Consider the following 22,262-nt stretch of genomic DNA (forward strand, 5'->3'; position numbering starts at 1 on the left):
ACCACCACTCATTAGCTCAAAAAATGAGTGGCCAACACTGGCGAAGCTCAATAAATAATTAAAAGAAAGGAATGTTCATGCCTGCGACAAAAAGAAGTAATCGCAAAGAGCAAATACTACAAGCACTCGCACAGATGCTAGAAACCAGCCTAGGACAACGTATAACTACGGCAAAACTCGCTGCCGAAGTAGGTGTGTCTGAAGCTGCGCTTTATCGTCATTTCCCGAGTAAAGCACGGATGTTTGAAGGCTTGATTGAGTTTATTGAAGATACGCTATTGTCACGCATTAACCTTATCCTTGAAAACGAAAAAGAAACCCAAAGCCGCATCTACAATATTTTATTACTGCTGTTGGCGTTCGCTGAAAAAAACCCAGGTATCACCCGAATTCTAACCGGCGATGCACTACAAGGTGAGCAAGAGCGATTACGAGAACGTGTACAAAGTTTATTTGAAAAGCTAGAAACTCAAATAAAACAAGTGTTACGTGAACGAAAACTACGCGAAGGAAAAACTTTCCAAAGTGATGAACTTACAATAGCAAACTTTTTACTAGCCTATATTGAAGGTAAAATGAATCAATTTGTTCGTAGTGACTTTAAGGTTAAACCAAGCGCTCAATTTGAAAAGCAGTGGCTAGAACTACAAAAGATTTGGTTATAAGTTTGCTAGTTTGCTAGTTTGCTAGTTTGCTAAAACATTAACCTTGTGAGTTATGCTTACAAGGTTTTTTTGTATTTGCTATCTTAACTCTCATTTTCGTGCGCTTATCGCTTCTACTCGAATTGTTTAACAAACTCGTTATGATAAGGGTAATGAAACAAAACGAGAATTAATAATGAAAGCGCAACTCTCTCTACTCAGCATTGCCCTTGTAGCAAGCTTAAGTAGTGCAACAGCAAATGCTAAAGATGCACTACAATTTAAAGATGTATTTGATTTTAAAGCAGCCAAAGGGACTCAGCTATCTGAAGATGGTAATATTCTTACCTTTAGCGCGGCACCTTACCGTGGTGATGCAACTGGCCAAGTTTATAACCTAACTAATAACAAATTGATTGCAGAAGTACCTCGCGGAACAAAACCAACAATAAACAAAGCCGCTAACTGGGTTGTATTTACTCAAACCCCTACCTTGCTCGAAAAAGAAACCACTAAAAAGAAAGACACACTTAAAAATAACCTCGTGTTAGTTAATACCCTCAGTGGTGGGCAACAACAGTTTGATGATGTAAAAGACTATAAGCTTTCAGATGATGGTAATTGGCTCGCTTACCGCGTAAATAAAAAAGCCGATAAAGAAGATGATTCGAGTGGCACTGATAGCAACAAAACAAGTGAAATCAAACCAGATAAAAAAGACACGTCTTATGATTTAATCGTTGTTAACTTAAACAATAAAACTAGCTATACTATCTCACAGGTGTTCAGTTACGCAATAAGCAGTAATGCAAGCCAATTGCTTGCAAGCCAAGTAGACAGTGATGGCACAGATAACCAAGTTACTTTGCTAGAGCTTAACAATGGCTTTACCAGCAGCGTGCTGATTGATGAGCCAGGTGTTGTAGTTAATAAAATAGCGTGGCACCCAACACAAAATATTGTGGCCTTTACTCTAGGCAATTATGTCAATGATGATATGCGCCGCCGTGACTACCAATTAAAGCTTTATAAAAACGAGCAACTAACTGATATAAAATCGGCTAATACAGCATGGCAAATAGGCAAAACGGCTAAGCTAGAATGGTCAGAAGACGGTGAACGCCTATACTTTGAAAACAGACCAAAGCTTGCAGCTAAAATAAAAGCAAAAGAATATACCGATGAAGCATCATTGTATGATTACGATACTATTCGCGACCAAAAAGGCTTAAATGTTTGGCACAATAACGATGCTGAAATTAAACCTCGTGAAGAGCAACAATGGAATAAAGCCAATAAAAACCGCCACTATCAAAGTGTTTACTTCCTAAGCAACAACACGTCAGTACAATTAAGTACACCTGAGATGCCTGAAGTAGCACTCAATACAAAACGCGATGCACTGCTTGGCTACTCTAACCAAGCGTATTTAGAACGCATTATGTATGGTGGCTTTTTTGCTGATTACTACGCAGTAGATGTAAAAACCGGCGCACAGAAAGCGATTATTAAAGACTATCCGTTTAGACCAAGCTTATCGCCAAATGGTCAGTTTGCTGCTTATTTTAATGACAGCCATGTACAACTTAAAGATTTAGCTAACAATAAAGTAAGTACGTTAACTAAAGCGATTCAAGCAACTTTTGCTGATGACAAGCACGACTACCCATCAGCACAACCAGGCTATGGCTTTGCAGGCTGGCTTAACGATAGCAGCCAAGTATTGGTTTATAGTAAATACGATGTTTGGGCGTTTGACGTAAATACGCAGCAGGCAACACGTTTAACAAATGGTAAAGAAAGCAACACGCAATATCGTGTTATCAAGCTTGATAAAGACCTTGTAGGCTTTACTAAAGGCCAAACTTTGCTATTGAGCGCAACAAATTTACAAGATAAGCAAACTGAAATTACCAAGTTAAACCTAACAGATAACTCTATTGCTAAAGTTTTAACTGGCAACAAACGCTTTGATGTTATTAAAAAAGCGAAACACGCCAATAAGTATTTATTTACTGAGCAAACCTATCAGCAGTTCCCTGATATTTACCAAACTGATTTTAGCTTTAATAAGCCACAAAAGGTCACTAATTTAAACCCGCAAGTTGATAACTTTGCATGGGGCCAAGCGCCTGAGCTTATCAGCTATAAAGGGTTTGATGGAGAAGACCTACAAGGCGTACTCATTAAACCTGCGGGCTACAAAAAAGGCGATAAAGTGCCAGTGGTGGTGTATTTTTACCGTTATATGAGTCAACGCATGTATGACTTTCCTAAAATGGAGCTAAATCATCGCCCTAACTTCCCGATGTTCACATCAAACGGTTACGCAATCTTTTTACCTGATATTCGCTTTGAAATAGGTCATCCAGGTAAATCGTCAACGCAAACCATGATCAACGCGACACAAAAGCTAATTGATTTAGGTATAGCCGATCCAGATAAAATTGGCTTACAAGGCCATTCATGGGCGGGATATCAAAGTGCTTTTATGATCACCGAAACTGATATGTTTAAAGCCGTAGTATCGGGTGCCCCAGTATCTAACATGACCAGTGCCTACAGTGGTATTCGCTTAAAGTCAGGGCTTGCGCGCCAGTTTCAATATGAAACAGGGCAAAGCCGTATCGGTAAAAACTTGTTTGAAGCGCCTGAGCTTTATATTGAAAACTCACCGGTGTTTTTTGCCGACAAAGTAAATACCCCTATCTTAATCATGTTTGGTGATAAAGATGACGCTGTGCCATGGCATGAAGGTGTGCAATATTACTTAGCACTGCGCCGTGCTGGTAAAGATGCCACCTTCTTACAATACGAAGGCGAACCACATCATTTAAAGAAATTCCCGAACCAAGTGGATTTCTCGATTCGTATGATGCAGTACTTTGATCACTATTTAAAAGGCAAACCGGCCGCTAAATGGATGACTGAAGGTGAAGCATTTATTGAGGAATAAGCTGAAGAATAAGCAGCTATATAAAAACGCCCAGCAATTGCTGGGCGTTTTTATGAGCGCTTAAGTTATCTTGCGCGCTGGCGGTTACCGCCCACTTTAGGCTTGGTATTGGCCTTTTTAAACTGACTAAAGCCAGTATGGCGACTCAACGCTGGGCGACCCCCCTTGCCTGGCTTAGCTGATTTTTCATCGCGGCTTTCTTCTGGTACTAAGCAGTTAGGTCCTTTACCAATAAGCTTTGCTTTACCCATTTTGCGTAATGCTTCACGGATCATCGGCCAACCAGCTGGATCGTGATAACGTAAAATAGCTTTATGTAAGCGACGTTGACGCGCACCTTTTGGTACTGCTACTTGCTCAGTGTTATTTTTAATATTACGTAACGAATTCATCTCAGTATGATAAATCGTGGTCGCATTGGCCATCGGTGATGGATAAAAGTTTTGTACTTGGTCGAGCTTAAAGTCATTTGATTTAAGCCACAATGCCATGTTGACCATGTCTTCATCTTTTGTGCCTGGGTGAGCTGAGATAAAATACGGGATCAAATACTGCTTTTTACCCGCTTCTTTAGAATACTTATCAAATAGCTCTTTAAACTGATCATATGCGCCCATGCCCGGCTTCATCATCTTAGATAATGGGCCATCTTCAGTATGCTCCGGTGCTATTTTTAAGTAACCACCGACATGGTGAGTCACTAATTCTTTAACATAGCGAGGATCTTGTACAGCCAAGTCATAACGCACACCCGATGCTATAAGGATTTTTTTCACTCCTTTTACTTCACGGGCTTTTTTATACAAATCGATGGTTGGAGTATGGTCGGTGTCCATATGCTTACAAATGTCAGGATAAACACATGATAAACGGCGGCACGTACTCTCAGCTTTTTTACTCTTACAACGCAACTTATACATGTTTGCAGTTGGGCCACCTAAATCTGAGATCACCCCAGTAAAACCAGGCACCTTATCGCGAATTTGTTCAATTTCATCAATAATCGATTCTTGCGAACGACTTTGAATAATGCGTCCTTCATGCTCTGTTATTGAACAGAACGAGCAACCACCAAAACAACCGCGCATAATATTCACCGAGGTTTTGATCATATCGTACGCAGGAATTTTCGCATCACCATAACTTGGATGTGGAATACGCTGATAAGGCAGACCAAATACGGCATCCATTTCATGAGTTTCTAACGGGTATGCCGGTGGGTTTACCCAAATAGAGCGATCGCCATGGCGTTGAAATAACGCACGGGCACAACCTGGGTTAGTCTCTTGGTGCAAAATACGTGAGGCGTGTGCATACAAGGGTTTATTAACGCTTACTTGTTCAAACGCAGGTAACTTTACGTAGGTTTTTTCCCAAGGTTTAGGGCGTGCCGGTTGTATAGTAATCGGCTTAGCGGCTTCAGCTTTTAAATCAATGCCCGCTTTTTTAAATTCACTTTTACTACAGCCTACATCGTCAGCGCCGTATGGGTTAGGAATAGGATCTATTTTGCCAATTTTATCAATGGCTGTAGAATCACTACCACGCCACCCTGGAATAGGCTCCTTACGAATCACCGCAGTACCACGAATGTCTTGAATGGTGTCCATGGTTTCGCCAGCAGCAATACGATGAGCAACTTCCACCAGCGGGCGCTCAGCATTACCATAAATAAGAATGTCAGCTTTGGCATCAAATAAAATACTACGGCGTACTTTTTCTTGCCAATAATCATAGTGTGCTATACGGCGCAGGCTCGCTTCTATACCGCCAATAACAATAGGGATACCTTTATAGGCTTCGCGGCATTTTTGCGAGTAAATCATAACGGCACGATCTGGACGCTTACCGCCGATATTATCCGGTGTGTAAGCATCATCATGGCGCATACGCTTTTCAGCCGTATAACGGTTGATCATCGAGTCCATGTTACCGGCAGTCACACCAAAAAATAGATTTGGGCGGCCAAGCTCCATGAAGGCATCTTTAGATTGCCAATCCGGCTGGGCAATAATGCCGACTCTAAAACCTTGCGCTTCGAGTACTCGGCCAATAACCGCCATGCCGAAACTAGGGTGATCAACATAAGCATCGCCACTAATTATAATGATATCGCAGCTATCCCAGCCAAGTGCATCCATTTCTTGTCGTGTAGTTGGTAAAAATGGTGCAGTGCCATAACACTCAGCCCAATACTTAGGGTATGAGAATAAGGCTCGCTCGGCTTTTAGTGCGCTCATAATTAATGACCAATTGCTTTAAAAAAGGTCGCAAAGTATACCCGAATAAATCGTTAAGCGATATTAACGATTATCCTAAATACTTTAATAGCAGCCTTTGTGGCTACCTCTGCTGTTCAATAAATTGAACTAGCTCGGCTTCAGGCATTGGTTTTGCGTACATAAAACCTTGCACTTCATTACAGCCTAGTTGCTTGAGTAAATCTGCTTGTGCTTGAGTTTCAACACCTTCCGCAATTGTTTTCAGACCTAACTGAGCGCCTAGTGCAATAACCAGTGCAGCAATAGCCCCCGAGTCGTTATCTGGAATATCTTTAATGAAATCGCGGTCAATTTTCAAACGATTAACTGGCAATTTTTGCAAATAACTCAATGACGAAAAACCTGTTCCAAAGTCATCAATCGCCACTTCAATACCGCAGTTTTTTAATTCTTGCAGAGTAGCTATTACCATGCCAAGTTCGTCCATTACCACGCTTTCAGTCACCTCAAGCTCAATGTACTTTGGTGATACCTGATATTTTAATAAGGTATTTATTACTTGCTGTGCATAACCATTAACTTTAAATTGCGGCACTGATACATTCACTGCAATTCGCACAAAAATGCCCATAGCCTCTAAACGCTTTTGCTGCTGACACGCTTGCTCTAACACCCATTGACCAATATCAACAATCAACCCTGCATCTTCTGCAAGTGGCACAAAAATAGCAGGAGATATATAATTGCCTTGCCCTGATGGCCAACGTAACAGAGCTTCACAACCAATTAATGATAAATCATCAAGAGCAAATTGCGGTTGGTACCACACTTCTAATTTATTACTTTCAAAATCTTGGCGCAGTTGACGAATAATGCCTAATCGCCACGTCATCTGCTCTTCCATATCTGGAGTATAGTAAACCGTCAAATTACTTTTTTGTTTCTTTGCTTGATTCAGTGCTATATAAGCAAGCTTTAATGTTTGCATTCCTGCTGCTTGAAAATCCTTTTGCTCACACACACCTACTCTAAATTTAATTGGCAACACATGCTCAGCAGCAAGAAAAGGCAAATTTAGATGTTCAAACAATTCTTCTGTATCAAAGCGTTCGCGTTCTATTAAAAAACCAAACACATCAGCGCCAATACGCGATAACAGCTTGGCGGTTGAGTATTCCTGCTTTAGCCTCTCAACGATGGCAACCAATAAGTGATTGCCAGCTTCTTGACCAAGACCATTATTTATATCTGAAAAATGAGCCACATCTATTATCACAAAGACATGTTCGTTATTATTCACTCTATGGTACTTTTCTATTTGCTCAATAAAATCAGTACGATTAGCAAGACCTGTCAGTGCATCTTTAAACGCAGCGTCCCTGAGTCGGTTAAATAACCTAACGTTATCTAACCCCACACTAACGTTAGTTAAAAATATTTCTGCAAATTGTAATTGATCTAAACTTGGCTGTTTTGCATAGTCTAAAAATAATGCTGCTTGGCGGTTTTTACTTTTTAATAAAAATGTTGTGTCGTGTTCGGTGTATTGATGTTCACCCAGCTCTAAGCATTTTTGCACTTGTAGAATTATTCGGCCATCATCAAGCTGCTCAATTCCTTGACCAAAAAATTCACTAAACTCGCTGCAACCACCTAATACAAATACCCGATTATTGTCATCTAATGTGCCGCACACAATGCCTCTTGGTTTGCAATCGAGTATCACCGATAACTGTTTTATCACAGCCATGGTGAATGCTTTAATATCCGTAAAACCTAAAATAGCTTTTGAAGCGCATAGAATATTATTCAGTGCTTTGCTTTGATATTCTAATTTGCAAACTTGCTCATACGAGCGAATAGCTGTCACTAAAGAGGTTACTAACTTACTGCGGGTCAGCTCAGTTTTAGTTTTATAATCATTAATATCATAATTACGTATTACCTGTTCTTCCGGCGCATAACCCGGCTGACCAGTACGTAAGATTATTCTCACATTATGATTTTTTAATGTCTCTCTCACTTCTTTTACTACTTTTAGACCTGCATCATCAGATTCCATAACAACATCAAGCAATAAAACAGACACATCACTAATACCACAAAGTAATTCAACGGCTTCACTGCCGGAGTAAGCATGATGAAAACGTAACGCCTTTCCCCAGAGCTCTACACCTGATAGTGCAAGTTTAGTAACAGAATGAATTTCAGGGTCATCATCAACGATTAAGATATCCCAATACCCTGAAGGTATAGTTTCAGTAAGCGGCTCTTCTTCATGATCAGTAAATAAAAAATCATTGTGCTCTGACGACATTATAAATCCTTCAATTATAAATACTGCGCACGGCACCTAAACTAAAACCATGTCCTATAAGATTTTAACTTATCATTATTTGGCATATGGTACAGTAATAATGTTTAATATAGGTAAATGACATATTAGCTATTATAGTCAATGATTAACGCCTTGTTACACTCGAAATCAATTATATTTTAAGGAATGAATATTAAGATTTTACAAAAATTTATACGGTTTACTTTCTTTATTAGCATTGTAATTGTTGTTGTTGGCTTATTGTTACCGCAACAATACCAAGTAAGTAAAAGCGTCAAAATAAATGCTAAAGCAACTGAAATAGCACCGTATATCAGCGATTTTGGCAGATGGCAGATTTGGTCGCCATGGGAAAAACTCGACCCGAGCATTAAGTTTTACATCGCTGAGCCGAGCTCTGGAGTAGGCGCCCATCAATTTTGGCAAAGCCAGTGGGGCGCTGGAGAAATGACTATCACAAGTATTAGTGAATCCACCATCAAGTTTAATATTTTATTTAATGATGAGCATATTGCCAGCGGAATAATTAGTTTTTTTGAGCAACAAACTTACACGCGTGTTGTTTGTGAGATCACCGCAGAAGTAACAACGTCACTTGTTGGTGGCTATCTGGCCTTATTAAATCAATATATTTTGACTAATACGGTTGAACTTGGCCTTAATAACTTAAAAACCACTATGCAATTACACATCATAGATAACGAGAGTCACGATGACAGTCAAAGCAGCTCAAGCAAAAATTAACCTAGCACATATTATAGAGTCAAAGCTTGGCTATGCGATGGTAAAGAATAGCTCTACTCGCATAAGCTCTGATAGCGATAACAGTTATAGTGCTCAAGGGCAAAGTAAATTGCCGTATAAAATAAACAGCGACAATACAGTACTGACTCGCGCACAAAACCGGCAACAGCTGCTTTTAGTGAATCAACAACAAAATATTGAAGCAATAATGGCTATGGCATTGAGCTTTTGTCCTGATGTTACCTGCAACGGGCAGCCTGATAGCGACTGGGTTGAGCGCTTTATTGCATTGTGTGAAGATACATCGAGTGAGTCGATGCAAAAGCTTTGGGCTAAAATCTTAGCAGGTGAAACAGTCTCTCCTGGTACTTTTTCAATTAAGAGTCTACAAACTCTCAAACAAATGACCCAACGTGAAGCCGATGCATTGCAAAAATGTACTGCTATATGCGGTTTTAATGAAAAAGATGACAGCCATCTCATCCTTCTAGGGTTTTACAAAAAACCCTCTATTTTTGACTTACTACGTAAAGGGAATAAGGTCTCGCTTAATTTAGGTAAAGCCGGACTTAGTTTTCCTGATGTACTCACCTTAATGGACATAGGTTTAATTTATCGTAAAGAAATAGAATCTGCGGCACTTAAAAGCGAGCAAGAACTCAATCTAATATTTTTAAACCAGCGCGTTACACTGAAATCTAAAAACAACGATTTAGTATTGAGTTACTATAAATTCACACAAACGGGTGATGAACTACGAAAACTTATCAACATCCCAATTAATAAGGGATATAAACAACTATTAAGCACGGCGCTAGAGGAAGAGTTTGAAGTTACGTGGCACACTAATAAGTAATGCCACGATGAACATCTAAAGTGATTTAGAAGTGAACTTGGATACCCGCAAATGGGCCTGATGCATCAATATCAGTTGTAATATCATCAACATCATCAAGTTCTAATATCATAGAACGGTAACCAGCTTTAATAGCTACATCTACCGCTAGGTTATCAATAAGTTCATACGCTACACCTACTTGATAATCTTGTACTTTACTATCGTCGATAGCCAAAAAGCTACCTTCAAAAAATACACTTAAGCCCGTAAATGGTAAGCCTGCTTCAGCACGGCCGTAAGCAAGGGGAACAAAGCCAGAGAAGTTTTTTGTTTCGGTAAAGTTATTACCAACATTTGGGGTAACGTCGCTTACAACAATATCACCATCAAAATGTTTAGCATTTAAACCTAGATCTATTGAAATTAAGTCATTATCAAAAATTTCGTAATATAAAATATAATCAATGTGCGTTAAATCTGTAGTTGTGTCTACTTCCCTACCTTTAGCAAAATTACTGCCATTAAAGCTAAACGTCTCATCAATAACTGCATCACCATTAAGTTCAAGCTCTGTATACTTTAGCTTTATATTTGGAACTAGTGGCACTGGGTGCTCAAGCGCAGCGTAGTAACTTACAAAAGTTTCATCTTCAAAGTTAAAATCTTGAGATGCATTATTTTTGTAAGAAAACTGTCCGTCATTATCCGTTTTCCAACCATCTACACCTACGTATAGACCTAATAAAGTGTCAGCGTGAGCTGCTGGTGCCAAACATGCCATTGAAAGGGCAGCAGCTAGACAGTACTTTTTCATGTTTTATCCTTGCGCTAAAAGTTCGCTAAGTTCAATAAGAGCCGCATTGGCTCGTGAAATATAATTTGCCATTACTAATGAGTGATTTGCCACAAGTCCAAAACCACTACCATTTAAAATCATCGGACTCCAAACAGTTTCTTGGGTTGCCTCTAACTCACGAATAATCTGTTGTAGGCTAACACGGGCATTTTTCTTTTCTAATACATCAGCAAAGTCGTATTCTACCGCTTGCAAAAAATGTAATAAAGCCCAAGTTGCCCCTCGCGACTCGTAAAAAACGTCATCTATTTCCCACCATGAGGTTTTAACTTGATTCTGTAGTGGGCTATAGGTCGCTTGATGAGCTTCTTTATCACCCGCTAAATCGGTATTTAATCTATCTTGGCCAACACTTGCACTTAAACGCTGGCTTAAACTACCAAGACGTTTTTCAGCCTCTTTTAACCAACTGCGTAAATTGTCAGCACGTGCATAAAACTGACTTTCACGATCGTTTTGATCTGCAATTTGCGTTCGATAAACAATTAAAAAATCGATACCTTTTTGATATTCACTTTCAGCACTAGGCCACGCCCAAGCCTCTGAGCTAATATTAAATTGTGGTTGTGCTTTTTTCAAAGCTACATGCTCAGTAGACTGAGATTGGGAACGGCTAAAATCTTTGCGCATAGATAAAGCAAGATCACGAGACATCTCTAACGCCCCATACTCCCAAGCTGGCATATTATCCATAAGTATACTCGGCGGCATCATATCATTAGATAAATAGCCTCCAGGCTTATTTAACAATGTACTGGTTACGTTAATTAGCGCCGATGTAGTGGTATAACCTGTAACAAGTTTTTCACCGCGTTGCTGGGCATCTTGCTGCGCTTGAGTTAACACATTTACTCGACTTGGCTCTGCGCTCCAATAAACAGCTAATGCGTAAAACAAAATAAATATGAGTACAATTGTCCCAATAATTTTCCCTTTATGTTGTGACATTTAACCTCCTAATGATGCGTGTGATGCTGCTTAGATTGTGAAGCTTGTTCTACCTGACTTTCTAAAGAAACAACCTGGGCTTGAGTAAAAACTCGGTTTCCATCACTAAAATATAGCGTGAGTTTTAATTCTTGCCCGGCTTTTATTACTTCGCTTGGCTCGAACGCCATCAAATGATATCCGCCTGGTTTAAAATCGAGTTGTTGATGTGCTTTGATTAATAATGTGTCGACTTTCTGCATTTTCATCATGCCATCAACATGAGCATGCTCATGAATTTCTACACGCCCTAAACCATCAATAGCGGCTTTAGTTAGCGTTACATCAGCATTACCATGATTAACAATACTTAGGTAACCTACAGTCGATTTGCTCGCTGGCAAGAAAACTCTTACCTGCGCATTGTTTACAATGATTTCACTATCCTCATCATGGTGATGATCTGCGTGTGCTTTTACCATTGACGGAAGAAATAGGCTCATAACTAAAAGAGCCGATGAAAGTAATGTGATTAGTGGCTTAAATGTCATCTCTATCCTTGTTATAAAAAATCATTTTATTGGCTAAATTTAGCATAATTGTGAAAAAATAGTCAGTAAAATTAGCAACGCCTCCACGGTTAATCAAATTTAGCTGTTTTTTTATTATCTAAAATTAACCAACATAAGCAGGCAATGAGTAATAAAGGCCAAGCTATCATTATAGAGCCAAACAATAATGCTAAGACCACGCCCATCCCAACAATAATACCTGCCCCTAATAATCCCGCACTTACCAGAGCTATCACAGCAATAACAGCTACAACAGCAAGCAACGCACCAAATAGCTCAATACCTACCCAGCTTAAATCAGCAATAATAAGCGGTAGTTGCCATGAATCAAACTGCACCGCCTGAAATGGGCTATATATTATAAATACGATTATTAATACGCAAATTGCAATTATTTTCATGACTCCCCCACTACGCCTTAGTATCTAAGCAAAAATGTGCAGCCAAATAACCGCCACCAATAAACAATGGAAATTGAATAAAAAGCAGAATAGTCACTAATCGTGTCGCCCAGATAGGAAAGTCAAAACGACGTGCAAAACCACTACACACACCCGAAAGTTTTTTATTCAACGCGTCTTTGTACCAATTCTTTTCATTGTTATAAGTATTCATCATATTATCTCCTAAGCTGTTTGCTTCATTTTTACTTTTAATGCTGCAAATTCTTGCTCTATTGCTTCATCTTTAACTAGCGCATCAATTTGCTCTGCTGTGCTACTTTGCGTTTTAGTCATATCATAAGCATCAACTTGTGACTCTATTGACTCAACACGGCGCTCAATAACATCAAAGCGGGATAACGCATCTGCTATTTTTTCACTATTTAATTGATGATTAACACGCATTCTGGCATCAAGTAGGTTATGAACTTTTTGCAAGCTTGCCTGCTTTGCTTTTGCCTCAGTCAATTTACTTTGTAAACGCTGGGCATCGTCTTGAAGTTTCTTCAGTGAATCGGCTAATTTAACAAGCTCTGGCTCAATAGCTGCAAGCTCATCGCTTACATGTTGTTTTTCTTTTAATGCAGCAGTTGCGAGGTCATCCCTTCCTTTTGCCACAGCTAGCTCTGCTTTAGTTTGCCAGCTATCAATGCTAACTTGCTTTTGTGCTTGTTCACGCTTTAATGCCTTTTCTTCACATAGAATGACTGCAGCTGTTGAGCGACACTCATCAAGTGTTTGCTGCATTTGTTGAATAAGTAAGTTTAATAATTTTTCTGGATCTTCAGCTTTATCTAATGCCGAAACTAAGTTTGCTTGAATAAGATCTGTTACGCGGTTAATTATGTCCATGATTATCTCCTGTTGATGATGGGTGATTACAACAAGTAGATTCCAAGACTTATGCCAAGTTAGTTAATTAAAAAACTTCACATTAAAAATCAATAAATTAAACTTAATGGACAATAAAGAAAGATGACTTGGAGCTGAATATAGATGTGTCAAATTGACTAAAAAACTAACTTTTTGACTAATATTTAAGATCAAAAAAGCTGCATTAAGCAGCTTTTATACTCGAATGATAACGCCAATTAACCTGCTTACTAATTAATTACTCAGGAACGAAACTTAATGCTTTGTCCATTACTGACAAGTCAGCTTGTTTACCATGCCCATTTTCAGACAAATGACGGCGAAAGCCTCTCGCTCCCGGCTGGCCTTGAAATATACCTAACATGTGTCGTGCAATATGCCAAAAATTTGCCCCTTGCTGCATCTCTGCCTCAATATAGCCATACATTGAACGCACTACATCATGGCGAGATAAAGTGAAAGGGTGTGCATTATAGATGGCTTCATCTACTTCACTTAAAACAAATGGATTACTATAGGCTTCACGGCCAATCATTACACCATCTAAATGCTTAAGGTGCGTTTGACTGTCAGCTATTGTTTTAACACCTCCATTTAAACTTAAATGTAATTGAGGGTAATCTTTTTTAAGTTGGTAAACTCGCGGATAATCAAGAGGAGGAACTTCGCGGTTTTCTTTAGGGCTTAAGCCATTTAACCACGCTTTACGAGCATGAATAATAAAATCATCACAGCCAACTTTGTGACTGGCTTCAATCAACTCACATAAAAACTCATATGAATCTTGCTCATCTATACCTATGCGGGTTTTAACCGTTACTGGTATATTCACTTCGGCCTTCATTGCTGCAACACAATCAGCGACAAGTTGCGGCTCGCCCATTAAACAGGCTCCAAACCGCCCGTTTTGAACACGGTCAGACGGACAGCCAACATTCAGATTGACTTCATCATAACCACGTTCTGCTGCCAACTTAGCGCATTTAGCAAGTGCTTGGGGATCAGAGCCTCCCAATTGCAAAGCAACCGGATTTTCATGCTGATTAAAATGAAGGTAATCACCACGACCAAACAAAATTGCGCCCGTAGTAACCATCTCAGTATAAAGCACTGTGTGCTTTGTCATTTTACGATGAAAAGTACGGCAGTGGCGATCTGTCCAATCAAGCATGGGGGCAACAGAAAAGCGTCTATTCAAAGTAAAATCCTTAGGCAGCAAAACAACATTAAAAGCGCTGCATTTTACACAAATAGCGCTAGCGCTTCAATGATAAGCTCTTCGTAAATAAGGGGAAGCTTAAGTAACTGTTTATCTGTTTTCTTTTACTAGGTTTTCGTAGTTAATACCAGCTAGTTCAACGTCCATGAAATCGAGTTCATTAAAATTATCAAACTACGACCTAGATAAAATTAACCCCATACTCCGACTAATTATACTTGTTCCACTATCTCTTATTAATTTATGAACATGAGTCGCTAACCGCAATAAAAACAGGGACCATGCCTATTGGATCAATAACAGAAAAAAAGATAAATATCGCTAAAAATTAATTCAGAGCTAGACTTCCTAAAATAAAACTGTCTAATAAAAACGCTGCAACTACAACACAATATGTTAGTATATCATGGTAGCGTAAGGATAAGAGCAGATGAATATAGAATCACTCGTTAGTAAAGCAAAACAAGTGTGTGACAATCGTGGCGCACGATTCACACCAATCCGTGAAAAAGTATTTCGCCTTCTAGCAAGTGCGCAAGGTGGTGTTGGTGCCTATGATTTATTAGAGCAATTAAAACTCACTGAATCTGGGGCAAAACCAGCGACTATTTACCGAGCTCTTGATTTTTTAGCCGAGCTGGGTTTTATTCACAAAATAGAAAGTACGAATGCATTTATGTTGTGCCATCATTTTGATCATATTCATCCGGTGCAACTTTTAATCTGTGATAGTTGTGGCTTTGTTAAAGAGCTTCATTCCACTGTTATATCACATGAGCTAAATAGCTTAGCCGGTGAAAGTGGCTTTGTTGTTTCAGGGCAAACTATTGAAGCACATGGTAGATGTGCGTCTTGTATTGAATAGTTTTGTGCAGCGGTAAAAATAGCCGCTACACTTAAATGTATAATAACAGTGTAACTGTAAACCTTAAGGGATAATTTAAATATGAATGTAGAGTTCATCAATCCTTTTCTAGCATCATTATTAAATGTATTGAGCACCATGGCGCAAACAGAATTAAAGCCTGGCAAGCCTAGAATTAAAAAAGATGAAATTGCCTGTGGTGATGTTTCAGGGCTAATCGGTATGGTTGGTCCGCAAACCAGAGGCTCATTCTCGATTACTTTTGACGAAAGTTTAGCGCTTACCATTATGGAACGAATGCTTGGTGAACGTCCTGACTCTGTCAATGAAGAAGTAACTGACATGGTTGGTGAAATTACCAATATGGTAACAGGTGGCGCAAAAAACCTACTTGGTGAAAAAGGCTATGACTTTGATATGGCAACACCTATTGTAGTCTCAGGTTCTGAGCATACTATTACCCACAAAAGTGAAGGTGCCAAAATATTAATCCCTTTCACTTCAGACTCAGGTAATGCAAATATCGAAGTTAGCTTTGATAAACTATGAGCTGGCTACAAAAAAGCATTAATTTGAAACCTCGCTCGCGAGGTTTTCATATTATTGACGAAGACATCACATCACAACTTCCCGAATTAGCCAATTATAAAATCGGTTTACTCCATCTTTTTATACAGCACACCTCTGCAAGTTTAACAATCAACGAAAATGCAGATCCCACCGTACGTATGGATATGGAAAGCCACTTCAATAAATTCGTACCTGAATGTCAATCTTACTATCGCCACGATTATGAGGGAGATGACGATATGCCAGCCCATATTAAGGCAAGCACCTTAGGCTGTGAATTATCGATCCCTATTAGCAATGGACACCTACGGCTCGGTACATGGCAAGGTATTTACCTAGGTGAACATAGAGATCACGGCGCAAGCAGACGCATCATTGCTACTTTGCAAGGGCAACTGCGATAGTATTTAAAACATGCGAGCACTAGAGTAAAAAGCAATAAAGTTGAGTAATATAGATTAAAATTTAAACCTTCACACCTCCCCCTTACTTTGCATATACAATCAGGTAAAGTTTTTACTTTTATTATGCAATAAAGCTCCAGAGCAGCGTATTATTGACCAATAATGATTGAAGCGTCCAAAAACTATAATAAAAGCCTAATATAAGTAATAATCAGTTATAGGCGCTTCTCAAATTGAAGGAACAGTGGCATGCTCGATTTTTGGTACAAAAAACTACCAAAACACCCAAAAGATCATAAAGACTTTTGGCGTACAAAGTTAATAGCTCACACTTTGTTATTGGCAAGCTGCTACTTTGTAATTTTAACTTTGCTGAATATCTTCTACTTTTCAAGTTACGATATTGCTTTATTTGATACTGTTGGCCTTTGTATTACATTAGCTGTTTATTCATGGTTTACTAAAACAGCTGATGTAAATATGGCTGCTTGGGCCGTGGCTATAATCATCGTTAGCTTAATTATGCTGTTTGTTATTTCTGCTGGCGGGCGGGCGCACACTTTATTTTGGGCTACTTTAATTCCTCCTTTAACATTCTTTTTAGTAGGAAGAACTTGGGGCAGTGTTCTCAGTGGCATTGCTTTTTGTATTTGTGCTTATCTCACCTACAAACAGCAACAACAAGTCATTACCATAGGACTAGGCTCTTTATTTAATGTGATTGAAGTGAGTATTGCACATATTATAGTTTTTAGGTTTTACGAAAAAACTCGCTTTTCAGCTTACCAACATCTACAAGCTCGTAATATTGAAATTCAACATTTAGCCGAAACCGATAAGCTGACAGGGCTGTATAATCGACAAAAGTTTGATCAAACTTTATCGCTGTTATTAGCTGATAATAAAGACGCTACAACATCTAATAGCTTACTAATTTGTGATATCGATCACTTTAAAAATATAAATGATACATATGGCCATCTAGCCGGAGATAATATTTTGAGTACGTTTGCCACTGTGCTCAAACACAAAATGCCAACCAATTCGTTAATTGCACGGTGGGGAGGAGAAGAGTTTACCATTATTTTACCCAACACAACTCTAACTGATGCTGCAGAACTAGCTCATGAACTGAAACAATATATTAGTGAGCAAAAATTTGAAGATTCATTTTTCACTATAAGTATAGGTTTAACAGAGTTACACTGTGATGATACTGTAAAAAGCTCTCTAGAAAGAGCTGACAGCGCACTCTTTACAGCTAAAAGCAATGGCCGTAACACCGTTTATTATAGTGATAACAATTTTAAAATTGTGGCCTACCCTAGCGCCTCGTAGGAGAGCGCTTTAGCGTCGATTGGCTTTAACGCACACCCAAAATCATCACGGCTGAAGCTATTCTCACATTTCCTAACAATACTGCCCTGCTGCAAAGCCGCAGCTCCAAGCATACTGAAAATTATACCCGCCTAGCCAACCTGTTACGTCTGTAACTTCACCAATAAAATACAAGCCTTGGGCTTTTTTAGCCTCAAAGGTTTTTGAACTAAGCTCATTAGTATCTATGCCACCCAGAGTCACCTCAGCAGTGCGATAACCTTCAGTGCCATTTGGTTTGATTTGCCAATTATGAATGTAATTAGTTAACTCATCAATTTGGCTATGAGTGAGCTGATTAACATTGCAATCAGGGATTGCTTTACTGTCATGTAAAATTTCAATAAAACGTTTTGGTAAAATAGCCGACAAACTATTTTTCAATGACTTTTGCGCTTGAGTTTCTCGCCATTGTGCTAACTGTTCTTTTAAATCAACTTCAGGTAATAGGTTAATTGTTACCGCCTGCCCCGCTCGCCAAAATGAGCTTATTTGTAAAATGGCAGGGCCCGATAACCCTCTGTGTGTAAACAGAATATTCTCTTTAAAGCTCGTTCCATTCTCACTACTTACAGCACAAGGAATACTAATACCAGACAAGCCTTCAAAGCGCTCTTTATCATGTTGGTGCAATGTAAATGGCACAAGTGCGGCCATTGTAGGTAAAACATTCAAACCAAACTGCTCAGCAATTTTATAGCCTATGGGACTAGCGCCCAGTTTTGGCATGGTTAAACCGCCAGCTGCAACCACTAGAGATTCACAATCGTAGGAGTTTTGCTCAGTGATTACTCGGTAGCCACTATCTGTTCTTGCAACACTTAATACTTCATTACGAAGCGCTATATTAGCACCCGCCCATTCGCATTCAGTAAGCAAAATATCAACGATATCTTGAGCGCTGTTATCACAAAATAACTGGCCTAGCGTTTTATGATGATAAGCCAAACCATGACGGTCAACCAACTCAATAAAATCATGCTGGGTATAACGACTTAGACACGATTTCACAAAATGATGGTTACCGCATAAATAGTTTTCAGGGCTCGCATTTTCGTTAGTAAAATTGCAGCGCCCACCACCACTAATGAGAATTTTACGACCAGGCTTTTTGCCCATATCAAGTACTGTAACACTTCGGCCACGGTAGCCAGCTTGCGCTGCACACATTAATCCAGCCGCTCCGGCGCCAATCACTATTACATCAACTTGGGTCATTTAATTATCTCGAGCAAAATTTTCTAGATTATAACAAATTTAGAGCAATACCATGAGTTGAATTTAATTACTGTGTTATTCGCAATAAAATAAACAAATAACTCTCAACACGCCAAAAGCCAGCACTTTATAACTAATACACAATAAAAAACAACGACTAAATATCCATTTAGCCATATAAGCATCCCTATATAACCAAATTCGAGACAATCATAATAAAACGTTATTTTAACTATTTTAACAGATCATTTACTTTTGTTCCCCTTCACGATAATTCATTGCGAAGAAAAACCATAACAATCTAGGGATAATTATGACAACTACAACAGGTTTCAAAAAATGTGCGATAGCACTTACATTAGGCACACTCTTTAGCGCAACCACCAGTATGGCAAATCCAAGTCAAGCAATTATGCCATCAATGGCTGAAACAGCGGCAAAACTTCAAGGCCAAGACCCTTTAGGTACTCGCTTTATTATTAAATATAAAAACAATAGTAGCGAAATGGCAACACTTTCTGCCACAGATACTAGCCCGCAAATGATGAATAAAAAAGCACAGGGTTTTGTTAAAAGCTTTACCAGTAAAAAAGGAAAAATTAAGGCGCAGTATGTACGTTCAATGGCGTTAAGTAATCATCATGTTATGCGTGCCGAGAAAAAGCTAAGCCCTGATGAAGCGCAAGAATATATGCAAGACGTTATCGCTTCTGGCAATGTTGAGTATATTGAAATTGACCAAATGCTAAAACCATTTGCCACGCCTAATGATCCAATGTATGCCGACCAATGGCATTACTATGAGCAAGCTGGCGGCTTAAACCTACCAACAGCCTGGGATACCGCAACAGGTGCAGGCGTCACGGTTGCTGTACTTGATACTGGTTACCGTCCACATATTGATTTAAACGGTAATATTCTACCGGGTTACGATATGATTTCAGATACCTTTGTTGCCAATGATGGTGGGGCACGAGATAACGATGCTCGCGACCCAGGTGATGCGATTAGCGCAAATGAATGTGGCTACACTCATAGTGCGCAAAGCTCAAGTTGGCATGGTACGCATGTGGCAGGTACTGTCGCAGCTGTTTCTAATAATGGCGAAGGTGTTGCTGGTGTCGCTTATGACGCCAAAGTAGTACCTGTACGTGTACTGGGTAAATGCGGCGGCTTAACATCAGATATCGCTGACGGGATTATTTGGGCATCCGGTGGATCGGTTTCTGGCATCCCAAGTAATGCAAACCCTGCTGATGTCATTAATATGAGTTTAGGCGGTAGTGGTTCGTGTAGCTCAACAACACAATCTGCAATTAACCAAGCTCGTGGCAATGGCACTGTCATAGTCATTGCTGCAGGTAACGATAACGATAACTCAGCTAATTACAACCCTGGTAACTGTAGCGGCGTAGTAAACGTTGCATCGGTTGGCCGTAATGGTGGCCGTGCGTACTACTCCAACTACGGTAGCAATATTGATGTTGCAGCTCCTGGTGGCGCACAAAGCTTTGCTAATGATTCTGAGGGCGTACTTTCAACACATAACTCAGGTTCATCAAGTCCTTCTAGTGATAGCTACCACTATTCACAAGGTACATCGATGGCAGCGCCACACGTTGCCGGTGTTGCAGCGCTCATTAAGCAAGCTAAGCCATCGGCTACACCTGATGAAATTGAAAGCATCTTAAAATCAACAACACGTTCATTTGCAGCTACATGTACAAGCTGTGGAACAGGTATTGTTGATGCAGCAGCGGCAGTTGCAGCTGCATCGGGAGGCGCGACACCACCAGTAGGCACAAATGAGCTCCTTGATGGCCAAGCACAAACAGGCTTAAGCGGTGCAGCAAGCAGTGAAGCTTTTTACACTATGACTGTACCAAGTGGCGCAAGCAATGTGACGTTCACAATGAGTGGTGGCACGGGTGATGCTGATTTATATGTGCGTGCAGGCAGTGCCCCAACTACCTCAACGTACGATTGTCGCCCTTATAAAGGTGGAAATAGTGAAGAATGCTCTATCGATAACCCAACGCCAGGCACTTACCATGTAATGCTGCGTGGTTATTCTGCTTATTCTGGTGTTAGCTTAGTTGGTAATTTAACAACTATCGGTGGTGGTTCAGGCAGCCCACAAGCAGGCGGTGGTACAGTTGAAAACGTATCTGCCAATGCTGGACAATGGAAGTATTATACTCTTGATGTACCAGCGGGTATGGCAAGCTTTACTGTGACTACTTCTGGAGGTTCGGGGGATGCCGACTTATTTGTTAAGTTTGGTAGCCAACCGAGTGCATCAAGTTATGATTGCCGCCCTTATAAAAATGGCAATGCAGAAACTTGCACATTTAGCAATCCACAGGCCGGAACATGGCATATGAGCGTTAACGCTTATAGAACATTCTCTGGCCTTACCCTTGATGCTCAATACCAACCATAAATAAAGCGAGAGCGTCATTCAAGTCACTCTGGCATAACCAGTTTCCCCTGGTGATTTTTAGCCGAGCTTTTTTGCTCGGCTTTTTTATTAAAGCGTATTTAATACAGCTTCTGCTCGACTCACAATAAATTCCTTATCCTGCTCAACATATAAACCTATCACCGTCTGGTCGTCGATAACCATGGCATAACGTAATGAACGTACACCAAAGCCAGCAGTATCTTTATCAAGTCCTAGCGCTTTGGTAAAACTAGCATCACCATCAGCAAGCATATTTATTTCTTGTGCGTTATGTTGTTCACCCCACGCCTTCATAACAAAAGCATCGTTCACCGAAACACAATAGATAGCATCAATGCCCTTCGCTTTAATTTTATCTGCAAAAGTAACAAATTCAGGCAAGTGTGCATTTGAACAAGTTGGCGTAAACGCACCGGGCACTGCAAATAAAACCACTTTTTTATCTGCAAAAAGATCTTCATTTGTAAGTGTTTGCATTCCGTCATCAGTCAATTTAGTTAAACTTACAGCTGGTAAATTTTGGCCTTGAGTAATCATTTTATTTCCTTAGCTTTAGTGTGAGTAGTAAGTGTAAAACGCAAATAATAACAATGCGATGAATTTCAATAAATTAAAAAAAGGTGCTTTATAGCTAAAGCAAAAATTTCATTATTCAGAGCAAACCATTTATGTTTGCGGGTTTGACTATTTCTGATATAAGCGCGAGTTTGCATTCACTGATAAAGAGTGCGA

Annotated in this window: 20 protein-coding genes and 1 pseudogene; 9 read left to right on the forward strand and 12 right to left on the reverse strand. The window is 39.6% G+C overall.

Annotated features, from left to right (window positions below):
* Positions 1 to 77: 77 nt before the first annotated feature.
* Positions 78 to 665 carry a nucleoid occlusion factor SlmA gene (gene slmA, locus B5G52_RS02765; RefSeq protein ID WP_087531162.1) on the forward strand — a complete coding sequence of 196 codons (588 nt, stop codon included), beginning with the start codon at positions 78 to 80 and terminating at the stop codon, positions 663 to 665.
* A gap of 175 nt (positions 666 to 840) precedes the next feature.
* The gene (locus tag B5G52_RS02770) at positions 841 to 3,600 is read left to right on the forward strand and encodes a prolyl oligopeptidase family serine peptidase (RefSeq protein WP_087531163.1); all 2,760 of its coding nucleotides are present in this window, start codon (positions 841 to 843) and stop codon (positions 3,598 to 3,600) included.
* Positions 3,601 to 3,665: 65 nt separating this feature from the next.
* On the opposite strand, the gene B5G52_RS02775 is transcribed toward B5G52_RS02770, so the two are convergent.
* Together B5G52_RS02775 and B5G52_RS02780 are read right to left on the reverse strand one after the other, a co-directional pair.
* A complete protein-coding gene (locus tag B5G52_RS02775; protein ID WP_087531164.1) occupies positions 3,666 to 5,840 on the reverse strand; it encodes a YgiQ family radical SAM protein in 2,175 nt (724 codons plus the stop codon).
* Positions 5,841 to 5,943: 103 nt separating this feature from the next.
* Positions 5,944 to 8,139: an EAL domain-containing protein gene (locus B5G52_RS02780; protein WP_087531165.1), complete on the reverse strand. Its 2,196-nt coding sequence runs from the start codon at positions 8,137 to 8,139 to the stop codon at positions 5,944 to 5,946.
* A 186-nt stretch (positions 8,140 to 8,325) separates the two neighbouring features.
* On the opposite strand from B5G52_RS02780, the gene B5G52_RS02785 reads away from it, so the two are divergent.
* Positions 8,326 to 8,904 (forward strand): SRPBCC family protein, encoded by a 579-nt coding sequence (locus B5G52_RS02785; RefSeq protein ID WP_087531166.1) that lies wholly within the window; start codon positions 8,326 to 8,328, stop codon positions 8,902 to 8,904.
* On the forward strand, positions 8,873 to 9,760 hold the full coding sequence (locus tag B5G52_RS02790; RefSeq protein WP_087531167.1) for a TIGR03899 family protein: 888 nt from the start codon (positions 8,873 to 8,875) through the stop codon (positions 9,758 to 9,760). The genes B5G52_RS02785 and B5G52_RS02790 overlap by 32 nt, the downstream gene beginning before the upstream one ends.
* A gap of 25 nt (positions 9,761 to 9,785) precedes the next feature.
* Here B5G52_RS02790 and B5G52_RS02795 read toward each other — a convergent pair whose 3' ends face one another.
* The 8 genes and pseudogenes from B5G52_RS02795 to B5G52_RS22495 form a co-directional block, all read right to left on the reverse strand.
* Positions 9,786 to 10,556 (reverse strand): TIGR04219 family outer membrane beta-barrel protein, encoded by a 771-nt coding sequence (locus B5G52_RS02795; RefSeq protein ID WP_087531168.1) that lies wholly within the window; start codon positions 10,554 to 10,556, stop codon positions 9,786 to 9,788.
* A gap of 3 nt (positions 10,557 to 10,559) precedes the next feature.
* Complete coding sequence (locus B5G52_RS02800; protein WP_087531169.1) at positions 10,560 to 11,546, reverse strand: DUF2333 family protein; 987 nt, start codon at positions 11,544 to 11,546, stop codon at positions 10,560 to 10,562.
* A gap of 8 nt (positions 11,547 to 11,554) precedes the next feature.
* Complete coding sequence (locus tag B5G52_RS02805) at positions 11,555 to 12,076, reverse strand: copper chaperone PCu(A)C (RefSeq protein ID WP_087531170.1); 522 nt, start codon at positions 12,074 to 12,076, stop codon at positions 11,555 to 11,557.
* A gap of 89 nt (positions 12,077 to 12,165) precedes the next feature.
* Complete coding sequence (locus B5G52_RS02810; RefSeq protein ID WP_087531171.1) at positions 12,166 to 12,498, reverse strand: hypothetical protein; 333 nt, start codon at positions 12,496 to 12,498, stop codon at positions 12,166 to 12,168.
* Positions 12,499 to 12,508: 10 nt separating this feature from the next.
* Positions 12,509 to 12,712 (reverse strand): PspC domain-containing protein, encoded by a 204-nt coding sequence (locus B5G52_RS02815; RefSeq protein WP_087531194.1) that lies wholly within the window; start codon positions 12,710 to 12,712, stop codon positions 12,509 to 12,511.
* 11 nt (positions 12,713 to 12,723) lie between these two features.
* Positions 12,724 to 13,392 carry a PspA/IM30 family protein gene (locus B5G52_RS02820; RefSeq protein WP_087531172.1) on the reverse strand — a complete coding sequence of 223 codons (669 nt, stop codon included), beginning with the start codon at positions 13,390 to 13,392 and terminating at the stop codon, positions 12,724 to 12,726.
* Positions 13,393 to 13,651: 259 nt separating this feature from the next.
* Positions 13,652 to 14,584: a tRNA dihydrouridine(20/20a) synthase DusA gene (gene dusA, locus B5G52_RS02825; protein ID WP_087531173.1), complete on the reverse strand. Its 933-nt coding sequence runs from the start codon at positions 14,582 to 14,584 to the stop codon at positions 13,652 to 13,654.
* Positions 14,585 to 14,815: 231 nt separating this feature from the next.
* Positions 14,816 to 14,908, reverse strand: a pseudogene (locus B5G52_RS22495) (MarC family protein); the annotation flags it as partial.
* A 154-nt stretch (positions 14,909 to 15,062) separates the two neighbouring features.
* Between B5G52_RS22495 and B5G52_RS02830 the strand changes: the two are divergent.
* The 4 genes from B5G52_RS02830 (at position 15,063) to B5G52_RS02845 (ending at position 17,809) form a co-directional block, all read left to right on the forward strand.
* Entirely contained in the window at positions 15,063 to 15,497 is a 435-nt protein-coding gene (locus tag B5G52_RS02830; RefSeq protein WP_087531174.1) for a transcriptional repressor, read from the forward strand.
* A gap of 81 nt (positions 15,498 to 15,578) precedes the next feature.
* Complete coding sequence (locus tag B5G52_RS02835) at positions 15,579 to 16,046, forward strand: chemotaxis protein CheX (protein ID WP_087531175.1); 468 nt, start codon at positions 15,579 to 15,581, stop codon at positions 16,044 to 16,046.
* Positions 16,043 to 16,471 carry a secondary thiamine-phosphate synthase enzyme YjbQ gene (locus B5G52_RS02840; RefSeq protein WP_087531176.1) on the forward strand — a complete coding sequence of 143 codons (429 nt, stop codon included), beginning with the start codon at positions 16,043 to 16,045 and terminating at the stop codon, positions 16,469 to 16,471. The genes B5G52_RS02835 and B5G52_RS02840 overlap by 4 nt, the downstream gene beginning before the upstream one ends.
* Positions 16,472 to 16,720: 249 nt before the next feature.
* Positions 16,721 to 17,809: a GGDEF domain-containing protein gene (locus B5G52_RS02845; protein ID WP_087531177.1), complete on the forward strand. Its 1,089-nt coding sequence runs from the start codon at positions 16,721 to 16,723 to the stop codon at positions 17,807 to 17,809.
* Positions 17,810 to 17,881: 72 nt separating this feature from the next.
* On the opposite strand, the gene B5G52_RS02850 is transcribed toward B5G52_RS02845, so the two are convergent.
* On the reverse strand, positions 17,882 to 19,066 hold the full coding sequence (locus tag B5G52_RS02850) for an NAD(P)/FAD-dependent oxidoreductase (protein ID WP_087531178.1): 1,185 nt from the start codon (positions 19,064 to 19,066) through the stop codon (positions 17,882 to 17,884).
* 313 nt (positions 19,067 to 19,379) lie between these two features.
* Here B5G52_RS02850 and B5G52_RS02855 point away from each other — a divergent pair, with 313 nt between their 5' ends.
* Positions 19,380 to 21,509 carry a S8 family peptidase gene (locus B5G52_RS02855; protein WP_087531179.1) on the forward strand — a complete coding sequence of 710 codons (2,130 nt, stop codon included), beginning with the start codon at positions 19,380 to 19,382 and terminating at the stop codon, positions 21,507 to 21,509.
* An 87-nt stretch (positions 21,510 to 21,596) separates the two neighbouring features.
* On the opposite strand, the gene B5G52_RS02860 is transcribed toward B5G52_RS02855, so the two are convergent.
* Complete coding sequence (locus B5G52_RS02860; protein WP_087531180.1) at positions 21,597 to 22,067, reverse strand: peroxiredoxin; 471 nt, start codon at positions 22,065 to 22,067, stop codon at positions 21,597 to 21,599.
* Between the last annotated feature and the right edge of the window lie 195 nt (positions 22,068 to 22,262).

It is taken from the genome of Pseudoalteromonas sp. A601 (genome assembly GCF_002165575.1).
GTDB lineage: Bacteria > Pseudomonadota > Gammaproteobacteria > Enterobacterales > Alteromonadaceae > Pseudoalteromonas.